This is a genomic window from Microbacterium murale (assembly GCF_030815955.1).
Taxonomy (GTDB): Bacteria; Actinomycetota; Actinomycetes; order Actinomycetales; family Microbacteriaceae; genus Microbacterium; species Microbacterium murale_A.
Map to the genome: position 1 here is coordinate 719,133 of NZ_JAUSXK010000001.1, position 20,201 is coordinate 739,333.

18 protein-coding genes are annotated in these 20,201 nt (G+C 67.2%); 5 read left to right on the top strand and 13 right to left on the bottom strand.

What is annotated here, in order from left to right; all coding sequences use genetic code 11:
* Complete coding sequence (locus tag QFZ46_RS03665; protein WP_307358404.1) at positions 1-1,230, bottom strand: sugar ABC transporter substrate-binding protein; 1,230 nt, start codon at positions 1,228-1,230, stop codon at positions 1-3.
* A gap of 230 nt (positions 1,231-1,460) precedes the next feature.
* Between QFZ46_RS03665 and QFZ46_RS03670 the strand changes: the two genes are divergently transcribed.
* Positions 1,461-1,949 (top strand): YajQ family cyclic di-GMP-binding protein, encoded by a 489-nt coding sequence (locus QFZ46_RS03670; protein ID WP_307358405.1) that lies wholly within the window; start codon positions 1,461-1,463, stop codon positions 1,947-1,949.
* On the opposite strand, the gene QFZ46_RS03675 is transcribed toward QFZ46_RS03670, so the two are convergent.
* Positions 1,936-2,988, bottom strand: coding sequence for an alpha/beta hydrolase (locus QFZ46_RS03675; RefSeq protein WP_307358406.1), 1,053 nt, complete (start codon positions 2,986-2,988; stop codon positions 1,936-1,938). The two genes, QFZ46_RS03670 and QFZ46_RS03675, sit on opposite strands and share 14 nt — an antisense overlap.
* Positions 2,989-3,075: 87 nt before the next feature.
* On the opposite strand from QFZ46_RS03675, the gene QFZ46_RS03680 reads away from it, so the two are divergent.
* Positions 3,076-3,474 carry a hypothetical protein gene (locus tag QFZ46_RS03680; protein ID WP_307358407.1) on the top strand — a complete coding sequence of 133 codons (399 nt, stop codon included), beginning with the start codon at positions 3,076-3,078 and terminating at the stop codon, positions 3,472-3,474.
* A 37-nt stretch (positions 3,475-3,511) separates the two neighbouring features.
* On the opposite strand, the gene QFZ46_RS03685 is transcribed toward QFZ46_RS03680, so the two are convergent.
* Genes QFZ46_RS03685 through QFZ46_RS03700 form a run of 4 tightly spaced genes read right to left on the bottom strand, consistent with a single transcriptional unit; the run spans position 3,512 to position 7,380 of the window.
* Entirely contained in the window at positions 3,512-4,885 is a 1,374-nt protein-coding gene (locus QFZ46_RS03685; RefSeq protein WP_307358409.1) for an FAD-dependent oxidoreductase, read from the bottom strand.
* A gap of 37 nt (positions 4,886-4,922) precedes the next feature.
* Positions 4,923-5,984 (bottom strand): polyprenyl synthetase family protein, encoded by a 1,062-nt coding sequence (locus QFZ46_RS03690; RefSeq protein WP_307358410.1) that lies wholly within the window; start codon positions 5,982-5,984, stop codon positions 4,923-4,925.
* Positions 5,985-6,004: 20 nt separating this feature from the next.
* A complete protein-coding gene (locus tag QFZ46_RS03695; RefSeq protein ID WP_307358411.1) occupies positions 6,005-6,799 on the bottom strand; it encodes a class I SAM-dependent methyltransferase in 795 nt (264 codons plus the stop codon).
* Complete coding sequence (locus QFZ46_RS03700; protein WP_307358413.1) at positions 6,796-7,380, bottom strand: hypothetical protein; 585 nt, start codon at positions 7,378-7,380, stop codon at positions 6,796-6,798. The genes QFZ46_RS03695 and QFZ46_RS03700 overlap by 4 nt, the downstream gene beginning before the upstream one ends.
* Before the next feature lie 43 nt (positions 7,381-7,423).
* Between QFZ46_RS03700 and QFZ46_RS03705 the strand changes: the two genes are divergently transcribed.
* Positions 7,424-8,710 carry an isochorismate synthase gene (locus tag QFZ46_RS03705; protein ID WP_307358415.1) on the top strand — a complete coding sequence of 429 codons (1,287 nt, stop codon included), beginning with the start codon at positions 7,424-7,426 and terminating at the stop codon, positions 8,708-8,710.
* Between the two features lies 1 nt (position 8,711).
* On the opposite strand, the gene QFZ46_RS03710 is transcribed toward QFZ46_RS03705, so the two are convergent.
* From QFZ46_RS03710 to QFZ46_RS03730, 5 genes are read right to left on the bottom strand one after another with little or no spacing between them, the layout of a single operon-like run.
* Entirely contained in the window at positions 8,712-9,566 is an 855-nt protein-coding gene (locus QFZ46_RS03710; RefSeq protein WP_307358418.1) for a PPK2 family polyphosphate kinase, read from the bottom strand.
* A gap of 43 nt (positions 9,567-9,609) precedes the next feature.
* Entirely contained in the window at positions 9,610-10,101 is a 492-nt protein-coding gene (locus tag QFZ46_RS03715; RefSeq protein ID WP_307358419.1) for a hemerythrin domain-containing protein, read from the bottom strand.
* Positions 10,094-11,767, bottom strand: a complete 1,674-nt coding sequence (gene menD / locus QFZ46_RS03720; protein WP_307358421.1) for a 2-succinyl-5-enolpyruvyl-6-hydroxy-3-cyclohexene-1-carboxylic-acid synthase — start codon at positions 11,765-11,767, stop codon at positions 10,094-10,096. Before menD ends, QFZ46_RS03715 begins: the two co-directional genes overlap by 8 nt.
* Complete coding sequence (locus QFZ46_RS03725) at positions 11,764-12,111, bottom strand: PLD nuclease N-terminal domain-containing protein (protein ID WP_307358422.1); 348 nt, start codon at positions 12,109-12,111, stop codon at positions 11,764-11,766. The genes menD and QFZ46_RS03725 overlap by 4 nt, the downstream gene beginning before the upstream one ends.
* A gap of 58 nt (positions 12,112-12,169) precedes the next feature.
* Positions 12,170-13,633, bottom strand: a complete 1,464-nt coding sequence (locus tag QFZ46_RS03730) for a DHA2 family efflux MFS transporter permease subunit (protein ID WP_307358424.1) — start codon at positions 13,631-13,633, stop codon at positions 12,170-12,172.
* Positions 13,634-13,716: 83 nt separating this feature from the next.
* Between QFZ46_RS03730 and QFZ46_RS03735 the strand changes: the two genes are divergently transcribed.
* Both QFZ46_RS03735 and QFZ46_RS03740 read left to right on the top strand, forming a co-directional pair.
* Positions 13,717-14,316 carry a TetR/AcrR family transcriptional regulator gene (locus tag QFZ46_RS03735; protein ID WP_307358426.1) on the top strand — a complete coding sequence of 200 codons (600 nt, stop codon included), beginning with the start codon at positions 13,717-13,719 and terminating at the stop codon, positions 14,314-14,316.
* Positions 14,317-14,335: 19 nt separating this feature from the next.
* On the top strand, positions 14,336-15,058 hold the full coding sequence (locus QFZ46_RS03740) for a 4'-phosphopantetheinyl transferase family protein (RefSeq protein ID WP_307358428.1): 723 nt from the start codon (positions 14,336-14,338) through the stop codon (positions 15,056-15,058).
* Here the strand turns inward: QFZ46_RS03740 and QFZ46_RS03745 are convergent.
* On the bottom strand, positions 14,985-16,277 hold the full coding sequence (locus tag QFZ46_RS03745; protein ID WP_307358429.1) for a M1 family metallopeptidase: 1,293 nt from the start codon (positions 16,275-16,277) through the stop codon (positions 14,985-14,987). The two genes, QFZ46_RS03740 and QFZ46_RS03745, sit on opposite strands and share 74 nt — an antisense overlap.
* Positions 16,274-20,200, bottom strand: a complete 3,927-nt coding sequence (locus QFZ46_RS03750) for a Pls/PosA family non-ribosomal peptide synthetase (RefSeq protein WP_307364494.1) — start codon at positions 20,198-20,200, stop codon at positions 16,274-16,276. The genes QFZ46_RS03745 and QFZ46_RS03750 overlap by 4 nt, the downstream gene beginning before the upstream one ends.
* Position 20,201 lies beyond the last annotated feature (1 nt).

Here is a 20,201-nt window from a genome sequence, read left to right on the forward strand (position 1 = left end):
TTACTTGATCGCTGCCGTCACGTCATCGACGAGCTTCTGCCACGTCGACGCGGGGTCTGCACCGTTGATGATCGCTGCCTCTGCGACACCCCAGAACTCCCAGACGGAGCCCATCGCCGGGATGGCGGGCATCGGCACGGCGTCTGCGCCGACAGCCTGGAAGCCGGCGATGATCGGGTCGGATGCTGCGGTGTCGGCTGCAGCGGTGAGGGCCGGGAGGATGTTGCCCGACTCGAACAGCGCCAGCTGAACGTCCTCGGTGCCGAGGTAGTTCACCAGGAAGTCGTTCGCGGCGACCTTGTTGTCCGACTCGGAGCTGACGAAGAAGCCCTTGACACCGGCGAACGGCGAGGCGACCTCGGCCGTCGGGCTGGGGATCGGGTCGATCGCCACATTGATGCCCGCCTCCACGGCGGCACCGACGTTCCAAGGCCCGGTCAGCCAGAACGCGGCCTGACCGTCGAGGAACTGCTGCTTGGCGATCTCACCGTCGATGTCGGTGTTCAGCGTGCCCGCTGCACCCTGCGCGCCGAGCCAGGTGGCGAACGCGGTGCCGCCCTCCCCGCCGAGCTGCAGGTCAGCGGCGTCATACGATCCGCTGTCATCGGTGCCGAACACCGGTGCACCGAACGCAGTCTGGAACGGGTAGAGGTGGTACGGGTTGCCCTCGGCGCCCTGCTCGACGACGAACGGCTGGGCGAGCCCGGCCGCCTGGCCCTTCGCGATCATGTCGTCGAAGCCGGTCGCGGCGGCGGGGATCAGATCTGCGTTGCGCAGCACCGCGATGTTCTCGACGGCGTAGGGAAGCATGTAGACGGTGCCGTCGTAGGTCGCGGCCTGCAGCGCGACGGGCAGATAGTCCTCTGCACTGTCGCCGAGTTCGAGCGGCGCGACGACGCCGTTGGTCGAGAGCTCGCCGAGCCAGTCGTGCGCACCCATCGTGATGTCGGGGCCCTTGCCGGTGGGGACCTGCTGGATGAAGTCGTCCTTGATCGTGTCGACGTCCTTCGCGACGACCTCGACCTCGACACCGGTCTTCTCCTCGTACGCATCCGCCGCGCCCTTGAGAGCGTCGACGCGCTCTGCGTCGACCCAGACGACGAGCGAACCAGCATCGCCTTCGGAGTCTGCGGGCTCATCGGTGCCGCCTGCGGCGCAACCGGCCAGCGTCAGCGTTGAAACGACGGCGATCGCGCCGAACGCGGCGATGCCCCTCATGTTCACCTTCATTGGTGTGTGCCTCTCTCAGTGCGTGACCGACCGGCGCTGCCGGTGGATGCACCGGTGCAGGCCGCTCGCGCCTGCAAACCTGCAAGCGCTTACAGTATGCAACGAATCCACCTCAGTGCGCAATGCACAGCGGCGCCGATATCAAGCTGTGACACTGGGAAGGTGACGTCCCGACACGTGGAAGCGCTTCCAGATCTACGCTCAGGAAGCGGGATCGATAGAGTGGACCCATGGCAGACTCATCCTTCGACATCGTCAGCAAGGTCGACCACCAAGAGGCGGAGAACGCACTCAACCAGGCGCGTAAAGAGATCGAGCAGCGCTACGACTTCAAGGGCACTGGTTCGTCGGTCGAGTGGAGCGGCGAGTCCATCCTGATCAAGGCGAACACCGAGGAGCGGGCGAAGGCGGTGCTCGATGTGTTCCAGTCGAAACTCATCAAGCGCGGCATCTCGCTGAAGAGCCTCGAGTCGGGCGACCCGTTCGCGAGCGGCAAGGAGTACCGCATCGTCTCCACGCTCAAGGACGGAATCTCCTCGGAGAACGCGAAGAAGATCGGCAAGATCATCCGCGATGAGGGCCCGAAGAGCGTGAAGAGTCAGATCCAGGGTGACGAGTTGCGCGTGCAGTCCAAGAGCCGCGACGACCTGCAGTCGGTCATCGCCCTGCTCAAGGGCTCTGACCTCGACGTCGACCTGCAGTACATCAACTTCCGCTAGATCGCGCCCAGCCTGTGACCCAGCGCTCCAACCTCGCGTAGGCATCATCGCGCGCTGCTTTGCGCGACAGGAACACATCGTGAAGCGCGCCGTCGATGCGTTCGACGGTCACTGAAGACCCGAGCTTGAGAGCCCGTCGCGCGATGTCGTCGACCACGAGCACGGTGTCCGCCGCGGTGAGCTCATCCGACCAGCGGCTCGGCACCGCGGAACGCTCTGAGAGCAGCACGCACACCGGTACCGAGATCGAGAGGCCGTCGTCGACCGATCGGTGCCCACGCAGGATCGCGTGCAGCCATCCGGCATGGACCGGCATCGACGGCACGGGCCGCCACGCCGGATTCGTCTCCACCACGTCATCCGGGTCGGCGGCCTCTGCCTGCGCTCGCGCGTAGAACCCCAGATCGATCTGCGGTGCCACGTCCAGAGGACGTAACCGCGCCTGCAGCTCGACGACGGGCGCGATCGCGGCCCGCAGCGGTGCGAGCTGGAATTCCAGCCAGGGCGAGTTCAGGATGACGGCGGCCGCGGCGTCCTGATGCCGTGCCGCCCACAGGCTCAGCACCAGGCCTCCGGTCGAATGGCCCAGCAGCACCAGACGACGCGGCCCGCGCGATGTGTCGGCGTCCTCTGCCATCACCTCGAGCGCGGCAGCGATGTCTTCGTCGTACGTCGCGAGATCGGCGATGTATCCCGGAGTCTGGCCGTCGCGGAGGCTGCGTCCGTACTTGCGCAGATCGAGCGCGAAGAAACGTGCTCCCCTGGATGACCAAAAACGGGCCAGGCGCTTCTGGAAGAAGTAGTCCGACCAGCCGTGCACATAGAGCACGTCGACGTCGTCGAGCAAGGGCCGCGCATCATCAGACAGTCCGCGCAGCCTGCGGACGAGCCGCTCCCAGCCGCCTGCTCGCTGAGGGACGTACGGTTCCGGCAACGCGCGTACCAGTGTCGCGACGATCGCGCCCTCGTCATCCTCGCCGAGGGGCAGCGTGCGCTGCGCGAACTCATCGCCCAGTACATCCGGAACCCAATCGGTCATGGATGCCACCCTACTCAGTGCACCGTCCTTGCCTCCCCATATCGCTGTGCGCTCCCCTAGGCTGGGCGCACAACCTCGGAGGGTCGCATGTCACACCGGAGCCGTTCACGCGCACTACGCACCACCGCCGCCCTGTTGGCACTCGGCGCAGCCATGGCCGTCAGCGGCTGCGCATCCCCCGAACCGGACGGCAAGACGCTGCCGCCGGTGATCGTCGACATCAACGAGATCGACGGGACGACCGTCGAAGTCGCCGAGGGCAACACCATCGACCTGACCGGTGATGACGAGACGTACCTCGACTGGACCGCCGAAATCGAGAACTCCGATGTCGTCACGTTCGTCCCCGGGAAGGACGATGGAAGTGCGCAGTTCAACCCCGGCCTGGATGCTGTCGAGGTCGGCGAGACCGAGGTCACGCTCGACAACTCGAGCAGTGGCGATTCCGTCACCTTCACCGTCGAAGTCACCGCTCCGGCGAAATAGAGTCCCGAGCGCGGCGGTGAGGTCACCGCCGCCCAGGTCACTCTCCGCGCGAGATACGCACCATCTCGTCGCGAGGAACGACTTTCACACGTGCGCGCTCGTGGGGCGCACCGAGCGCGACCTCGTGCTGATCGAGGCGGTGCCAGCCCTCGAGATCAGTCCACTTCACGCCGCGCTCCGCGAGCAGCGCCGGAATCGCCGCCTCAGACGGGTCTTCCGGCTGCCACCACGAGCCTTGATCGTTGACCAGGTGCTGCACGGTCTCCATGGCGTCGGACTTGGTGTGGCCGATCAGGCCGACGGGCCCGCGCTTGATCCATCCGGTGGCGTAGACGCCCGGCACGCGCTGGTTCGAATCCTTGGCGAGCACCTGGCCTTCATGGTTCGGGATCACGCCGTGCTTCTTGTCGAACGGCACGTCACTGAGCGGGGAACCGAAATAGCCGACAGCGCGGTACAGCTGACCGATGGCGATCTCGCGCAGCTCGCCGGTGCTTCGCACGCCGCCTGAGCCGTCCGACTCGGTGCGCTCGTACACGATCGCGGCGACTCTGCCCTCGGCATCCGTCTTGATCTCGACGGGCTTCGCCCAGAAGTGCAGGTGCAGCCGGCGACTGGCGTCTCCCCCGGCGTTGTTCGCCGAAGGGCGCGTGCGCCACTGCTGCAGAACGCGGTCGATGACCTTGACCTGCTTGTTGCTGGCGATCGCCGCCAGCGATGCGTCGTCGTAGTCGAAGTCCTCGTCGTAGACGACCAGGTCGACGTCGCGCAGCTCGCCGAGTTCGCGCAGCTCGAGCGGCGTGAACTTCACCTGTGCAGGGCCCCGGCGACCGAACACGTGCACGTCAGTGACCTTCGATGCGTCCAGGCCGGCGTGAACGTTCTCGGAGATCTCGGTCGGAAGCAGATCCTCTGCGTGCTTGGCGAGGATGCGGGCGACGTCGAGCGCGACATTGCCGTTGCCGAGTACGGCGACGGACTCGGCATCCAATGTCCACTCCCGCGGCACGTCCGGGTGTCCGTCGAACCAGCTCACGAAGTCCGCTGCGCCGAACGAACCATCAGCATCGATCCCGGGGATGTCGAGCTTCGTATCGCGGATGGCGCCGGTGGCGAAGATCACCGCGTTGTAGTGCTTCTTGAGGTCGGCGAGCGTGATGTCCTCGCCGAAGCGCACGTTGCCGAAGATACGGATGTCACCGCGATCGAGCACATCGCGGAGGGCATTGATGACGCCCTTGATGCGCGGGTGGTCTGGCGCGACGCCGTAACGGACGAGACCGTAGGGCGCAGGCAGTTGCTCGAACAGGTCGATCGACACGTCGAAGGAGCGCTCGGTCTTGAGCAGGATGTCTGCGGCGTAGATGCCGGCGGGGCCTGCCCCGACGATGGCCAGGCGGAGCTTGGTCATGAGTGTCCTTTCGGATGCAGCGGCGATCGATTCTCGATCAGCTGCTGCGGTCAGCGAGTGATTCTGCGAAACGTGTCAGCGCTTCGCGCACCGTGCCCTTGGGCAACGGCGCCAGTGCGTCGATGGCGTCACGTGTCCAGGTGCGCGCGAGCTCGAGCGTCTTCTGCGTCACGACGTGGTCGCGCAGCTCGGCCAGCGGCTGATCGAGGATCGCAGGATCCTCCCCATCAGCGATGCGCGCGACGCCCTCGTCGATCTGCACGGCGAGAGCTGCAGATGCGGCATCCGTCTCGGTCTTCAGCAGCAGGTACGGCATGGTCGGAACCCCGGCGCGAAGATCGGTGCCCGGCACCTTGCCGGTCTCCTCCGGCTTCGCCGACAGATCGATCACGTCATCCAGCAGCTGGAAGGCGACGCCGACCTTCTCGCCGTAGAGGCGAAGCGGCTCCACATACTCGGCCGGGGCGTTGGAGAAGATCGCACCGCCCTGTGTGGCCGCAGCGATCAGCGAACCGGTCTTGTCAGCGAGCACGTTGATGTAGAACTCGATCGGATCGTCACCGGGCTGCGCGCCGACGGTCTCATGCAGCTGCCCCATCACGAGGCGCTCGAAGGTGTCGGCCTGCAGGCGGATGGCGCGGTCTCCGTAGCGCGACATCAGCTGACTCGCCCGCGAGAACAAGATGTCTCCGGTGAGGATCGCAACGCTGTTCCCCCAGACGGCGTGCGCGGCAGGGACACCGCGTCGGCGGTCTGCCCCGTCCATGACGTCGTCGTGATAGAGCGAGCCGAGGTGCGTCATCTCCAACGCCTTCGCGATGTCGATCACTGCCGGGATATTGCCTTCACCGAGCTGCGCGGTCAGCAGCGCCAACACGGGACGGATGCGTTTGCCACCCGCCTCGTAGAGGTAGCGGCTTGCCGCATCCGCGACGGAGTCTGCGACACGCAGGTCTTCGGCAAGGCCGTTCTCGACGAGATCGAGTCCCGCTTCGATCTGGTCGGCCACACGGCGTGCGGCGCGTCCGATGAAAACGCGGTCGCTGAAGCCGAGACGGCTCGCGAGGCGCGAACCCGGGGCGGCAGGGCTCGAAGTCACGGTTCCACCCTACCTGGGGCTCATGCCTGCTTTGTCGCCTTGGTCGGCTTCTTCGGCGTGGTCGGCTTCTTCGGCGTGGCCGGCTTCTTCGGCGTGGCCGGCTTCACCGGCTTGGTCGCACGATGCAGCGCCACGATACCGAACGAGAGGTTTCGGTAGGCGACGTCCGTCCAACCCGCCTCACGCAGCCACGCAGAGAGCGTCCGCTGATCCGGCCAGTCCTTGATCGATTCGTTCAGGTAGTCGTAGGCATCGCCATTCGTGCCGGCCACCCGCGCGACGCGCGGGAGCACCTGGGCGTTGTAGAAGCGGTAGAGGCTTCGGAACGCCTTGCCAGGGGGTGTGGAGAACTCGTTGACGACGAGTCGCCCGCCGGGCTTGGTGACGCGGAACAGCTCGGCGAGCGCCTTCTTCGGCTGCTGCACGTTGCGGAGGCCGTACGACATCGTCACGGCGTCGAACTCATCGTCCGCGAAGGGCAGATTCATGGCGTCCGCTTCGACGAACGACAGATTCTTCAGGTGGCCGTGGCGTCGCTTGCCCTCGGCGAGCATGCCAGGTGAGAAGTCGGCGGCGACGACGTCAGCGCCGCTCATCGCGATGGATGCTGATGAGGATGCTGTGCCTGCCGCGAGATCGAGGATCCGCTCGCCACGTTCGGGCGCGACCGCGCGAGTGGTGGCCGCACGCCAGAGCGCGTCGTTGCCGAACGTCATCGCGGTGTTGGTTCGGTCGTAGCCTGCGGCGACCTGGTCGAACATGCCGCTGACGCGCTGGGGATCCTTGCCGAGGTCGGCGCGTTTGGACTGAGTCACGCGTCCAGTCTAGGTCGGCCCAGCTGCAGCGCATCCAGACGGTCGAGCCATGCGTCCGCAGTCGCATCGTCGAACGGGGCGTTCTGCGCGCGCACCCGCGTCTCGAGGTCGAGAGTGAGCGCTTCGAGGTGAGTCATGACGTCTGCCGGGTAGCCGTATCGGATGCTGTGCTCTGCCCACTCGTCGCGGTCATCGACCCACGTACCGCTCGGGCCGTCGGCAGGATCCCGATCCCGCTCGAAGCGGATGACGTCGAGATCCATATCGATGCCGGTCGCCAGCACCGGGTCATCCGCCCAGCGCACATCCCAGCCGAGATCGATGTAGATGCGCATGCCGATCGGGTGGTCGCGATTCACCGTCAGGGCGAAGTCACCGGACGGCGGCACCAGCGTCACGTTCGGCGCTGCGGCGTAGAACTCCGCTCCGGGTCGGATGCTGTGCCAGCCGACCGGCTGCCCGACCCAATCGCCCCACTCGTCGGCACCGAGGTACACGCACTCGTGCCGCCAGTGCGGCGACCCGTTCCACTTGCGCCATTGGAACACCATCTCGGAACCGGGCTCAGGTCGCGCAGTCATGGGGTTCACTCTATGCACCGAGTCGGACAACTATTCTGGGAAGGTGAGCAGAAGCCTGATCGTGCAGACCCGTGAGATCGACCCGGTCGAAGACCTTCTGGCGTACGCACACCCTTCTGCTCCCCTGGCCTGGCTCCGTCGGGGCGACGGCTTCGTCGCGGTCGGCGACTCGATGCCGACCTTCATCCGCATCCCCGCCGGCACAGCGGCCGTGCGCTCCGAGATGATGGCTGACGCCTGGCGAGAGCTGGCTGCTGCGGCAGAGATCGACGACCCGGTGAACCTCCCCGGAACCGGGCTGGTCGGCTTCGGCGCGCTGACCTTCGACGAGGGCTCCTCCTCCGACAGCATCCTCGTCGTGCCGTCCGTCATCCTCGGCAAGCGCAAGGGTCGAGGATGGATCACCCGGATCGCGCTCGCAGGCGAAGACCTTCCGCAGGACCAGCCGGACGCCACTCTCGAGCTGCGCCCTTACGGCCCGCACTGGGCCGGCACACTGGGGCCAGGACGACAGAGTCCCGAGGGCTACCAGGCATCCATCCGTGCTGCCCTCGACCGCATAGGGGCAGGCGAGATCAGCAAAGTCGTGCTCGCGCGTGATCTTGCAGGGACCGTACCCGGCGGCAGCGACCTTCGCCGACTCGTGCGCGAGCTGTCGACCGGATATCCCGACACCTGGACCTTCGCCGTCGACGGGTTGATCGGAGCGAGCCCCGAGACGCTGGTCACCGTTCAGGACGGCGCGGTGACCGCGCGCGTGCTGGCGGGCACGATCGGCCGTGGGGCGGATGCCGATGAGGACAACACCGCGTCCGCAGCGCTGTCGTCCAGCGTGAAGGACATAGACGAGCACCAGTACGCCGTGCAGAGCGTGCTCGTCTCGCTGCGCCCGCACACCAGGGCGCTGGCGTCGAGCGAGCAGCCGTTCCTGCTGAAGCTGCCGAACCTCTTCCATCTCGCCACCGATGTGGAGGGCGAGTTGTCCGACGGCGCGTCCGCACTCGACCTGGTCGGAGCGCTCCATCCGACCGCCGCGGTCGCCGGCACCCCGACGAAGGCGGCGATCGCCGCGATCAGCCAGCTCGAACCGTTCGATCGCGGCCGCTATGCAGGACCGGTCGGATGGGTCGACAGCAACGGGAACGGCGAATGGGCGATCGCGCTGCGCTGCGCCCAGTTCGAGGTCGGATCCCTGCGCGGCACGGGCGACGGTGACACGCTCGGCGTCACGGCATACGCGGGAGCGGGCATCGTCGCCGCGAGCAACCCCGAGACCGAGCTGCTGGAGACCAGGGTGAAATTCCGGCCCCTGGTCGACGCGCTGGCGTAGGTCAGCTCGCCGCGAGGCGCTTCTTCTCCGCCTCGATGTCGTAATCCGCGGCGGGCCACTGCGGGTCGATGGCCTCCAGCGCCTTCAGCAGCAGTTCCTGCACAGCCAGCCGCGCATACCACTTGCTGTTCGCCGGCACGACGTGCCAGGGCGCGACCTCCGTCGAGGTGCGGTCGAACACCGTCTGATACGCATCCATGTACCGCGGCCACAGCATCCGCTCGTCGACGTCGCCGGGGTTGTACTTCCAGTGCTTGTCCGGGCGCTCGAGGCGCTCCATCAAGCGCTCCTTCTGCTCCTCCGGTGAGATGTGCAGCATCACCTTCACGATGCGGATTCCGGATGCCGAGGTCTGGGCCTCGAATTCGTTGATCGCGTCGTACCGCCGCTCGATCTCCTGCTCGGGAGCGAGCGTGCGCACCTTGCCGATCAGCACGTCCTCGTAATGAGAGCGGTCGAAGACTCCGATGAAGCCCGGCTCAGGCAGCCGTTGCTCGACGCGCCACAGGAAGTCGTGCGCACGCTCCTCGTCGGTCGGCGCCTTGAACGCGGTCAGCGCGATCCCCTGCGGATCGACGCCGCCGACGACGTGCCTGACGATGCCGCCCTTGCCTGCGGAGTCCATCGCCTGCAGCACCAGCAGCACCGAGTCCGTCGTGTCACCTGTGCGGCTCTCCGCGAACAGGCGCTCCTGCAGTTGTCCGAGCGACTCGATGCCGACGGCGAGATCCTTCTGGCCGCTCTTCTTGTCGCCGTCGTAGCCGGGGCGGTCGCCCGGGTCGACGTCGGCCAGACGGAAACCCTTGTCCACTCGCAGGATCTCGGATGCTTCGCCTGACCAGCCTCGTGTGCTCATGCGTACATCCTGCCCGGATCTGCCGGGGATCGACACGGTTTCGTCAGAACGAACCCAGCGCCTCCATCGGCGCAGCATCCAGCTCCAGCGCTTCCAGCACGATCAACAGCTGACGCTCTTCGTAGCGGAAGTGGCTCTCCATGATCGCCGCCACCCCCTCCAGATGCCGGTCGAGTTCCTCCGGTGCGGCGTGGGAGTCGACCGCCGACTGCAGTCCGCCCAGCAGATGCGCGATCATCGAGTGGTCCTGCTCCAGCTTGCGCAGCACCGGGGCGAGTTCGGGGTGCGCCGATTCGATCGCGGGGAAGAGCACATGGTCTTCGCTGCGGTGATGCCCGTCGAGCGCTACGCAGAAGCCGTGGCAGTACAGCAGCAGGTCGCGCGCGGCAGTCACCCCCGGGTCGCCGTCTGCGACGGCTTGCCTGGTCACTCGCAGAGCGTCGCGCAGCGTGCCGTGCACCTTGCGCAGCTCCGCACTCCACGCACTGAATCTCGTCGTATCGCGCTCCGCGGCGCCGGCTTCTGATTCACTCACGCGGCAGCGGCACCTCGATGAGCTGTCGTCCGCCGACCGGTGTGCTGAGCGCCTGGTCGAGTGCGGAGCGCGTCGTGACCCGCTGGTACGTCCACCCGTAGGCGAGCGCGAGGGGCTCGAGTCGTGTCGTATGCGGTGTGTAGAAAGCGCGATCGAGGTCCTCGCGCGGCGCGGAAGACGCCACCTCGAGCGCATCGAAGATCGTGCCTCCGCCGTCGTTGCCGACGATGACCTGGATGCCCGGTTCGTGCTCGTCGGGCGGCAGCAGCAGTCCGCCGACGTCGTGCAGGAACGCAAGATCCCCCAGCAGCACCCGCGTCACGCCGGCAGCGCCCTCGGCCTGGCTGGCGATGGCGATGCCCATGGCGGTGGAGATCGTGCCGTCGATGCCAGCCAGGCCGCGGTTGGCATGCACCGGCACCTTCTTGCCGCCGAGCACAGCATCCGCGACGCGCACCAGCCGCGACGATCCGAACATCAGTCGGTCGTGCGGCCAGGTCGCGCGCCACACGGCGTCGGCGAGCAGTTCGCGATCGAGTGGACGTCGCACGGCCTCGAGTTCCGTGCGCATCGCGTCTCGTCTCGCGGCGGAGTCGGTCGACCAGAGCCTCGCCTGATCAGGCGCGTCTTCGCTGAGGTCGACGATGGAGGCGGCTGATGCCTCCATCCACGCGCCCAACCAGGAGCGGTCGGCCTCACCCGGAGCGACGGTGACGGATGCTGCGGCCACCGTGCGCCCGTTGAGATTCAGCGCCTCACCACCGGAGCGGACCGCGATGACCTGCACGTCGTCGCGGCGCAGGAGCGCGGTGACCTCGCGGCTGAGTGTGGGATGGCCGAGCACCACGGCGCGTTGAATCCGACCGCCGAGGATGTCGTCGCGGAGCATCTCGCGATAGCCGTGCACGACGTACCGTCCGAACCGAGCGCCGCTCACGATCTCGGCGATGAGTGGCCAGGTGCCGGCGTGTGCGATCTCTTCCGCTTCCGGGCCCGCGTCCGCACCGGCGATCACCACGGTGCGCAGGCCGCGCGTGAGCACAAGCGGCTCTCGCGATTCTGCTGCGGGAGCTTCCCCCGGAATCGCTGTCGCGCCTTCCGGAAGCACTGCGGAGAGCGGCTCTCGCGATGGCAGATTCAGATGCACGGGGCCGGCGACTCCAGGAACGGCTGCGGGCGCAGCATCCACTCCCATCGCAGCCCCGACCGCTCGCTCGGCAAGACCGTGCCATGAGCCGTCACCGGGAACCGGCGCATCGACCGACAGCCGCACGAACGGATCGAAGAGCCCGGGCTGGACGGTGGCCTGGTTCGCGCCGATGCCGCGCAGCTCCGGTGGGCGGTCTGCGGTGAGCAGCAGCAGGGGAACGCCCGAATGAAACGCCTCCATCGCGGCGGGAAGAAGGTTCGCCGCCGCGGTGCCGGATGTGCAGATGACGGCGGCGGGTACCCGTGTCTCGCGAGCGAGGCCCAGCGCGGTGAAGCCGGCGACGCGCTCATCGATGCGCACGTGCACGCGCACCGCTCCCTGCCGGGCGAAGCGGGTGGCGGCGAGCGCGAGCGCCTGCGAGCGCGAACCCGGTGCGATCACGATGTCGCGCACACCGTGCGCGATGAGGTCGGCGAGGAGGGATGCCGCGGCATCCGATGCCGGCGATGCCGTCACGATCGAGGCTCGGCCGCCGGAGGGTCTGTCTCGTCGTCCAGGCGTGCGAGTTCCTCTTCGAGCCGGCGGATGCGGTCGTCCTGTTCGGTGTTGCCGAGGCTGCGGAGGAACTCAGGGTCATCGTCTGGCGCAGCCCTGCGGATGCTCTCCTGGTCGCGGCGCCGCCGACGGCCGAGAGCGAACCAGAGGATGCCGCCGAGCACGGGAATGAGGACGACGATCGCGATCCAGGCCGCCTTGGAGGCGCCACGGTGCCGCGTCGCCGGCTGCACTGCGCAGTCGACGATGCTGAACACCCAGAATACGAGGGCAAGGAAGCCCCCGACGATCAGTAGTCTCGCCACGTATTCATTCTAGGCGGGTTATCCGCACGCGGATCCCTGACTCCGGCGCGCTCAGCGCTCAGGTGCGCACGAGCGCGTCAGGCTCCGACGTCGGGACCGGCGGTTCCGCATCACCGGTGTCACTGGCCGGCGTGGTCGAGGAGCGACCGGCCGGCAGCCACAATCCGACGATCGATGCCGCGAAGAGCACTGCAGCGCCCACGAGAACCGCCGGCCGGGCCGCCTCCACGTACATATCCGGCCGCAACTCACCGCCGGCCCCGACGAAGACCGCCGTCATGACGGCTGTGCCGAGCGCGATTCCGATCTCTCTGACCGTGGAGTTGACCCCGGAGGCCTTGGCATGGTCGATGACACCGAGCGTCGCGAGCAGCGCGGTCGCTGAGGGTGCGAACACGAGCCCCATGCCGACACCCGCCATGACGAACGGTGCGACCAGGGCCGCATAGGCAGTCGTCTCCGACATGATGAGCGCGATCCACAGCAGGCCGGCGCCCTGAAGAACGAGGCCGGCGACCATGAGCGCGCGCGTCCCGATGCGTGGCGCGAAGATGCCGGCGAGAGGTGCGACGAACATCGGCGCGAGGGTCCACGGCGTCGTCTGCACTGCTGCCTCCAGGGGTGAGGCCCCCTGCACCACCTGCAGGTACTGGATCAGGATGAACACGGCACCGAACGTCCCGAAGCTGAACGCGAAGCCCACCACGTTCGTGGCTGAGAACGAACGATCTGAGAACAGCCGCAGCGGGACGAGCGGTGCGGCCGCGCGACGTTGCCACAGCAGGAAGGCCACGAGCAGTACGGCACCGGCGGCAAGCTCCATGACGACCCCGAGAGACGACCATCCGTCATCGTTGCCGCGCACGATGCCATGCACGAGCGCGAGAACGCTTCCGGCCGCGAACACGGCTCCGACCAGGTCGATGCGCGCCTTCGCTCCGAAGTCGTTGTTCAACACGAACAGCGCGAGCGGAATGGCGACGATCGCCACAGGGATGTTGAGCCAGAAGATCGCCTGCCAGTTCCAGCCTTCTATGACCGCACCGCCGACCAGCGGGCCGACGGCGACACCGAGACCGGATACCCCACCCCAGATGCCGATGGCCAGTGGCCGACGCTCCGGAGCGACACCGCCGGAGAGGAGCGCGAGGGACAGCGGCAGTACCCCCGCACCACCGAAGCCCTGCACCGCGCGTGCCGTGATGAGCTGCGTCGGATCCGAGCTGAGTGCCGCGGCGACCGAGCCGACGGAGAAAAGGGCGATGCCGATCAGGAACACCGTCCGCCTCCCGAAGCGATCGCCGAGGGCAGCGGCGATGAGGATCGTGCTCGCGAACGCCAGCGTGTAGGCGTTGACGAACCACTGCAGCTCTTCGACGCTCGCGCCGAGCTCGGCGTGGAGAACAGGCAGTGCGTTCGTCATGACGAGGTTGTCCAGGGTTGCCATGAACATGGGGAGCGCTGCCGCGGCGATGACCAGCCCGAAGGAGCGTCGTCGCGTGGGTGTCAGCTGAGGGGTCATGAGTTCTTCCCTTTTGGAGAGGTTGTAATCGAATGATTACTTGACCTGAGTTACTGTAGTAATCGACTGATAACATGTCAAGAATGAGCTCTCCCCGCCTGTCATCGGGCGAACGCCGCGAACAGATCGTGCTCGCGGCGGTCGCGGTCTTCGGTGCCCGAGGTTATGTCGGCACGACCACCGATGAGGTTGCCCGTGCGGCCGGAGTGAGCCAGCCCTACGTCGTACGCCTGTTCGGTTCGAAGGAGAATCTCTTCCTCGCCGCGATGGAGGAATCACTCGATCGGATGATGTCCTCCTTCCGCGCTGCGCTCGTCGCGGACGACAGCGGCCTGTCGACGGAGAAGCGCATCGGTCGGGCCTATGTCGATCTGCTCAACGTGCGAGGGATGCATCAGATGCTCGCGCACAGTTACCTGCTCGGCAGTCATCCCGTGATCGGCCCTGCTGCGCGACGGGGTTTCACAACGGTCTGGCGGTTCTTCCGTGAGGAAGCCGGGTTCGATGCGGAGAGCGCCAGGAACTTCATGGCAGAGGGGATGCTGATCAGCACGATGATCGGATTGCGGATCGTCGACGACTACGGCACGGATCCCGAGATCGACGAGCTGTTCGCCGCCTGCTTCCCCACCGAACTGTCGAGCGTGCTCGATCTGGTCCCCCGCGGCAACGAGCCCTGGTAGGTCGCCGAGTGCGCACACGATGATCGACAGCTTCTCGCTGGGTCCCGTGCGGATCGCCTGGGCCACGATCGATCCCCCGGCTTTCGCGGTGCAGGAAACTCTGCGCCAAATCGGAGACTCCCAGCTTCTCCGCCATCAGGGCCTGGATGAGCCCAGCGCCAAGCGGTTCGCCGCTGGGCGTCTGCTGCTCGCGGAGCTCATTCCCGAGCTGATCTCGGCAGACGGGGTCCGCCTCACGAGTGTCTGCGATCAGTGCGGGGGCGACCATGGCTGCCCCCGCATCGAAGGAGCGCCGTTCACCGTGAGCCTCAGTTACGCCGGTGACATGGTCGTCGCTGCCGCGGTCGCGCTGGAATCGGCATCCGCGGTGGGCATAGACATCGAACCCCGCGCGAGCAACGACGATGCCCCACTGCACGAGCTCACACGCCTGTTCGCGCCCCGGTCTCCGCCTGGACTGCGCGAATGGACCGAGATCGAAGCGGCCGTCAAGGCGGACGGCCGTGGTCTGCGCATCCCGCCCTCAGCTGTCAGGTTCGGCGAGCACTCCGCAATGCTGCTTCCTGGGGGACGGAGGGTTCTCGTCCCTGACCGACGAGATCGCTTCGAGGTCGCCGCCGTACCGGGCCCGCCGGCCCACATCGTCAGCGTCGCCGTCGTCGCTGCTGTCAACGAGGCAACGCAGGGAGCGCCGTCGCGTCCAGCCAGGCGTGGAAGAGCTCGGCGAGCGCAGATCCGGTGACTTCTTCGGCCAACGCGATGAAGTCGGCGGTCGTCGCCGTCGCCCAGCGGAAGCGGTCGGTCCAGGTGCGCAGCAACCGGAAGAACGCCTCGTCGCCGACCGTCAGACGCACAGCGTGGAGCGCGAGCGCACCTCGTTTGTAGATCCGGTCATCGAACATCAGGTCGGGGCCGGGCGCGCCGAGGAGGATGTCCTGATCGAGGGCGCCCAGGCGACGGTGATGTACCACTGCTTCAGCGTGCGCTGTGGGGCCGCCAGAGCGCTCCGACCAGATCCATTCCGCGTAGCAGGCGAATCCTTCGTTCAGCCAGATGTCATGCCACTGCGACAGCCCGACGCTGTTTCCGAACCACTGATGAGCGAGCTCGTGTGCGATGAGACGCTCTGACCCACTGCCGCCGTCGGCATGATTCGCACCGAAGATGCCGACGCCCTGCGCCTCCAGGGGAATCTCCAACTCGTCCTCGGTGACGACGACCCGGTAGTCCGGCAGCGGGTAGGGCCCGAACGTCTCCTCGAACACCCTCATCATCGCGGGCAGGTCGGCGAAGTCCGCCAACACTCGGCCCTCCAGCGAGCGCGGGTAGTGAAGCTCACCCACCACACCGGTGAACTCGATCGGCGACTGGACATAGCGGCCGATCTGAACGGTCGCGAGATACGTGGCCGTGGGGATGTCACGGTCGAAGATCCATGTCGTCCTGCCGCCGCGGGTCGACCGTGACGTGGTTCCACCGGCGATGACCGTGTACGCGGAATCGGTGGTGAAGGTCAACCGATAAGTCGCCTTGTCCGACGGGAGATCGTTGCAGGGGAACCACGTCGGCGCACCGGTCGGCTGCGACGCGGTGATGACGCCGTCTTCCAGTTCCTCCCAGCCGATCGTCCCCCATCGCGATCGACGGGGCCTCGGGGCGCCGGCATAGGCGATGGTCACCGCGAACGCGTCGCCGGCGGCGAGTGGCGTGCCGAGAGAGACGCGGAGTTTTCGATCGCTCTGGCGAAAGGGCACTGACTTCCCGGCGCCGAGGCGCACTCGTGAGGCGCGGAGCCCGACGAGGTCGAACGACAGCGCGCTGGTCGCCGCGCGGACGTGCCCGCTCACGATGGCTGTGCCGCTGAGACGATTCGTCGTCACCTTGTACTCGAGCTCGAGCTCGTAGTGGTCGACGCTCAGGTTCGAATCGCCGCTCTGCGCGACGTACGGGTCGCCGCTCATACGTCTGCAGACTGATACGCGCGGACCTTGACCGCGCGCCACGGCCCGATCGGGTTGCCACTCCATCGGCTGCCCACCGGAACAGTCTCACCACGCATGACGAGGGAAGCCGGACCGACGGTGGCATTCGCCCCGATCGAGGCAGCCGGGAGGATGACGCTGTGCGGGCCGAGGGTCGCACCCGCTTCGAGTGTCACTGTGTCGGTGCTCATCACTCGATCATGGAACAGATGAGTCTGAACCACACAACCGCGGTTCACGGTTGCCCCGTCACCGAGCGTCACTAGATCGGGCTCCGGCAGCCAATAACTGTCGGTCCAGACACCGCGGCCGATCTTGGCGCCGAGCGAACGCAGCCACATCGCGAGGACAGGCGTGCCGGCTGCCGCGTTGGCGAACCAGGGCGCGGCGACCATCTCGGTGAAGGTGTCGGAGACCTCGGTGCGCCAGACGAAGCTGGACCATAGCGGATGCTCGCCGGGGCGGATGCGACCCACGATCACCCATTTCGCGACGGTGCTGATGAGGGCCGCGAACAGCCCCGCGAGCATGACGACGACGCCGGAGAGCACGACGGCAACGATCGGCCCCCAGGCCTCGATCATCGCGGTGAGCGCGAAGAGGACCGCGAGCCCCAGCGCACAGCTGACGACGACGGGGATGAACCGGCACAGCTCCCACAGTGTGCGGGCGACGCGGAGGCCGACGCGAGGCCGGTAGGTGCGCTCGAGATCGGCGTCGTTCACCACACGGCGAAGTCGCATCGCCGGCGAGCCGAGCCACGACGATCCCGGCTTGGACTTCTCCGGTGCTACTGAGAGCACGGCGACGAGGCCATCGCGCGGCACCCGATGGCCGGGGCCGGCCATCCCCGAGTTGCCGAGGAAGGCGCGCTTGCCGATGCGGGCGCGATCCAGACGCATCCATCCGCCCTTGAGCTCGTACGCCGCGACCATCGTGTCGTCGGCGAGGAATGCACCGTCGTCGATCGTCGTCATCGACGGGATCAGCAGCACTGTCGACGCTTCCACCTCGCGTCCGACCTTGGCGCCCAGCATCCGGAGCCAGATCGGGGTGAACAGGCTCGAATAGATCGGGAACAGGATCGTGCGCGCAGAGTCGAGCAGTCGCTCGGTCGACCATGCCTGCCAGGCGACACGACCACGGACAGGGTGGATGCCTTCCCTCAGGCCGATCGCGAGCAGCCGTGTCAGCGCAACGACGAGAGCCGCGAGCGTGACACCGGCCGCGAGCGTCGCTGGCACCACCCAGGCAGCAACGGCGGGAAGGGCTTCGAGTATCGAGTCCGATCCCCGGATCGCCTGGGCGATCACGAGCAGTCCGACGCTGTACGCGATGAACGGAAGCAGTGCGAGACCGGCGGATGACAGCCCATAGACCCACAACCAGCGCCGCGGGGCGGGTGGGCGCTCCGGCGCGAGGGGGCTGGACGTTCCACCCACACGCACGGCGGGCGAACCTGCCCATCGCTGGCCCGCGCGCACTCTGCCGAACACGGCTGAGCCCGGTGCGATCTCGGCGTTGCGGCCGATCCTCGTTCCGGGGGCGAGTGTGCTGCGGGCGCCGATCGTGGCCCCCGCTCCGATGCGGATGCCGCCGATCCGTACAGTGTCGCCGTCGATCCAGTATCCGCTCAGGTCCACTTCCGGCTCGATCGCTGCACCGTCAGCGATCTCGAGCATTCCGGTGACAGGGGGCAGCGCGTGCAGGTCGACGTTCGGACCGATCTTCGCCCCCAGAGCCCGTGCGTAATAGCTCACCCACGGTGCACCGGCGAGCCCCACCGGGTCGATCTGGTGGGCGATCTGCTCGGCGAGCCAGAGCCGCAGGTGCACTCCTCCCCCGCGTGGGTGGTCACCGGGTCGCACCCCCGCGAGCAGAAGTCGCGACAGGCCCGCCGACACAGCCATACGGCCGAACGGAATCACGAAGATCAGCAGGCCGATCGCGATCACCCACCATGGCGCGTCGGGCAGGAACTCGAATCCGGGTACGAGCTGCAGGATCCAGCTGCCGGTGAGCAGCCACAGCGTCCAGCGGATGCCGGTGAGGATGAACAACGGCACGCTGGCGATGCTCTGCACCCACTGCATGATCTTCGGCGTCGGATGAGCGGTGCTGAAGCTCTCAGCCACCACATTCTCGGCAGATTCCTCTTCCACGGCATCCGCCATCTGGCGGAGCTTCGGCAGATCGTAGACGTCCGCCATCGTGAATTCCGGTGCACGGACACGGATGCGGGACACGAGCTGGGCCGCGGCGAGCGACCCGCCACCGAGCTGGAAGAAGTCAGCCTTCTCATCGGCAGGGCGGATCCCCAGCACAGCCAGCCACTGCTCCGCGAGCCAAGCGGCGGTGCCGGACAGCGAGGAATCCGACGCATCGGTGTCTTCCAACGGCCAGGGCAGTGCAGCTTTGTCGACCTTGCCGGAGGTACGCACCGGCAGTTCGTCCATCACGGCGAGCAGCGGGATGAGCGGCGCCGGCAGCGTCTCCGCCAGCTCGGCACGCGCCGTCTGCCGGTCAAAGCCCGAAGTGGGTACGACGTAGCCGACGAGCAGTTGCACACCGCCCTCCGAGCGCTGGACGACCACTGTCGCCGCCGAGACCGCGGTCAGCGCCTGCAGCGCAGACTCGACCTCGCCGAGTTCTATGCGGCGCCCACCCACCTTCACCTGATCGTCCGCGCGGCCTTGGAAGAGCAGCCCCGCGGAATCGGCGCGCACGAGGTCACCGGAGCGATAGGCGCGCTCCCAGCCGAGGGTGGGCATCGGCGCGTACTTCTCGGTGTCTTTCGCCGGGTCCAGGTACCTGGCCAGTCCGACGCCACCGATGATCAGCTCGCCCACTTCGCCGTCTGCGACCTGGTTCCCCTCCGCGTCCACGACGGCCAGATTCCAGCCGTCCAAGGGCAGCCCGATGCGCACGGGTCCCTCACCGTCGAGCAATGCCGCACACGCCACCACCGTCGCCTCGGTCGGCCCGTAGGTGTTCCACACCTCCCGCCCCTCGGAGACGAGACGTGCGACAAGCTCTGGAGGGCACGCCTCGCCGCCGAAGATCAGCAGCCGGACGTTCTCGATGGCGTCTTGCGGCCAAAGGGCCGCGAGTGTGGGCACTGTCGAGACGACCGTGATCCCGTGGCCGAGGAGCCAAGGACCCAGGTCTTCGCCCGAGCGAACGAGCGCTCGCGGTGCGGGAACCAGACATGCGCCGTAGCGCCATGCGAGCCACATCTCCTCGCAGGATGCGTCGAAGGCGACCGACAGACCGGCCAGAACCCGGTCTCCTGGGCCGAGCGGTGCATCCTGCAAGAAGAGACGCGCCTCGGCGTCGACGAACGCCGCAGCGGATCGGTGACTGACCGCTACGCCTTTGGGCACCCCCGTCGACCCGGATGTGAAGATGATCCAGGCGTCGTCGTCGACCGTGGGCATCTCGACCGTGACGATCACGCTCGAGCTCGGGTGCGGTGATTCTCCCTCGAACAGCGCCCTCGTCGGTGAACGCGATTCGCCTGCGCGCGGTTCGTAGACGCCTGCTCCCGTGATCACGCCGGCGACGCCGGCCTCTCCGAAGACGAGATCCGCTCGCTCCTGAGGGTCGTCCGCATCGACCGGCACGTAGGCGGCACCAGCGGCCATGATCCCGAGGATCGCGATGTAGAGCTCGCGGTCGCCTGACGGCATGCGCACGCCGACGCGATCCCCCGTCTGCACGCCGTTCTCGCGAAGACGGGCTGCGGTCTGCCAGACGAGAGCCAGCAGTTCGGCATAGCTCAGCGCGCCATCAGCGTCTTCGAGTGCCGATGCCTGCGGATGCTGCGTGGCAGATGCTCGGAGGATGTCGATCAGCGTGCGCGGAGCGGTTGCCGCGCTGGAGCGGTCGAGGTACTCCTGCATC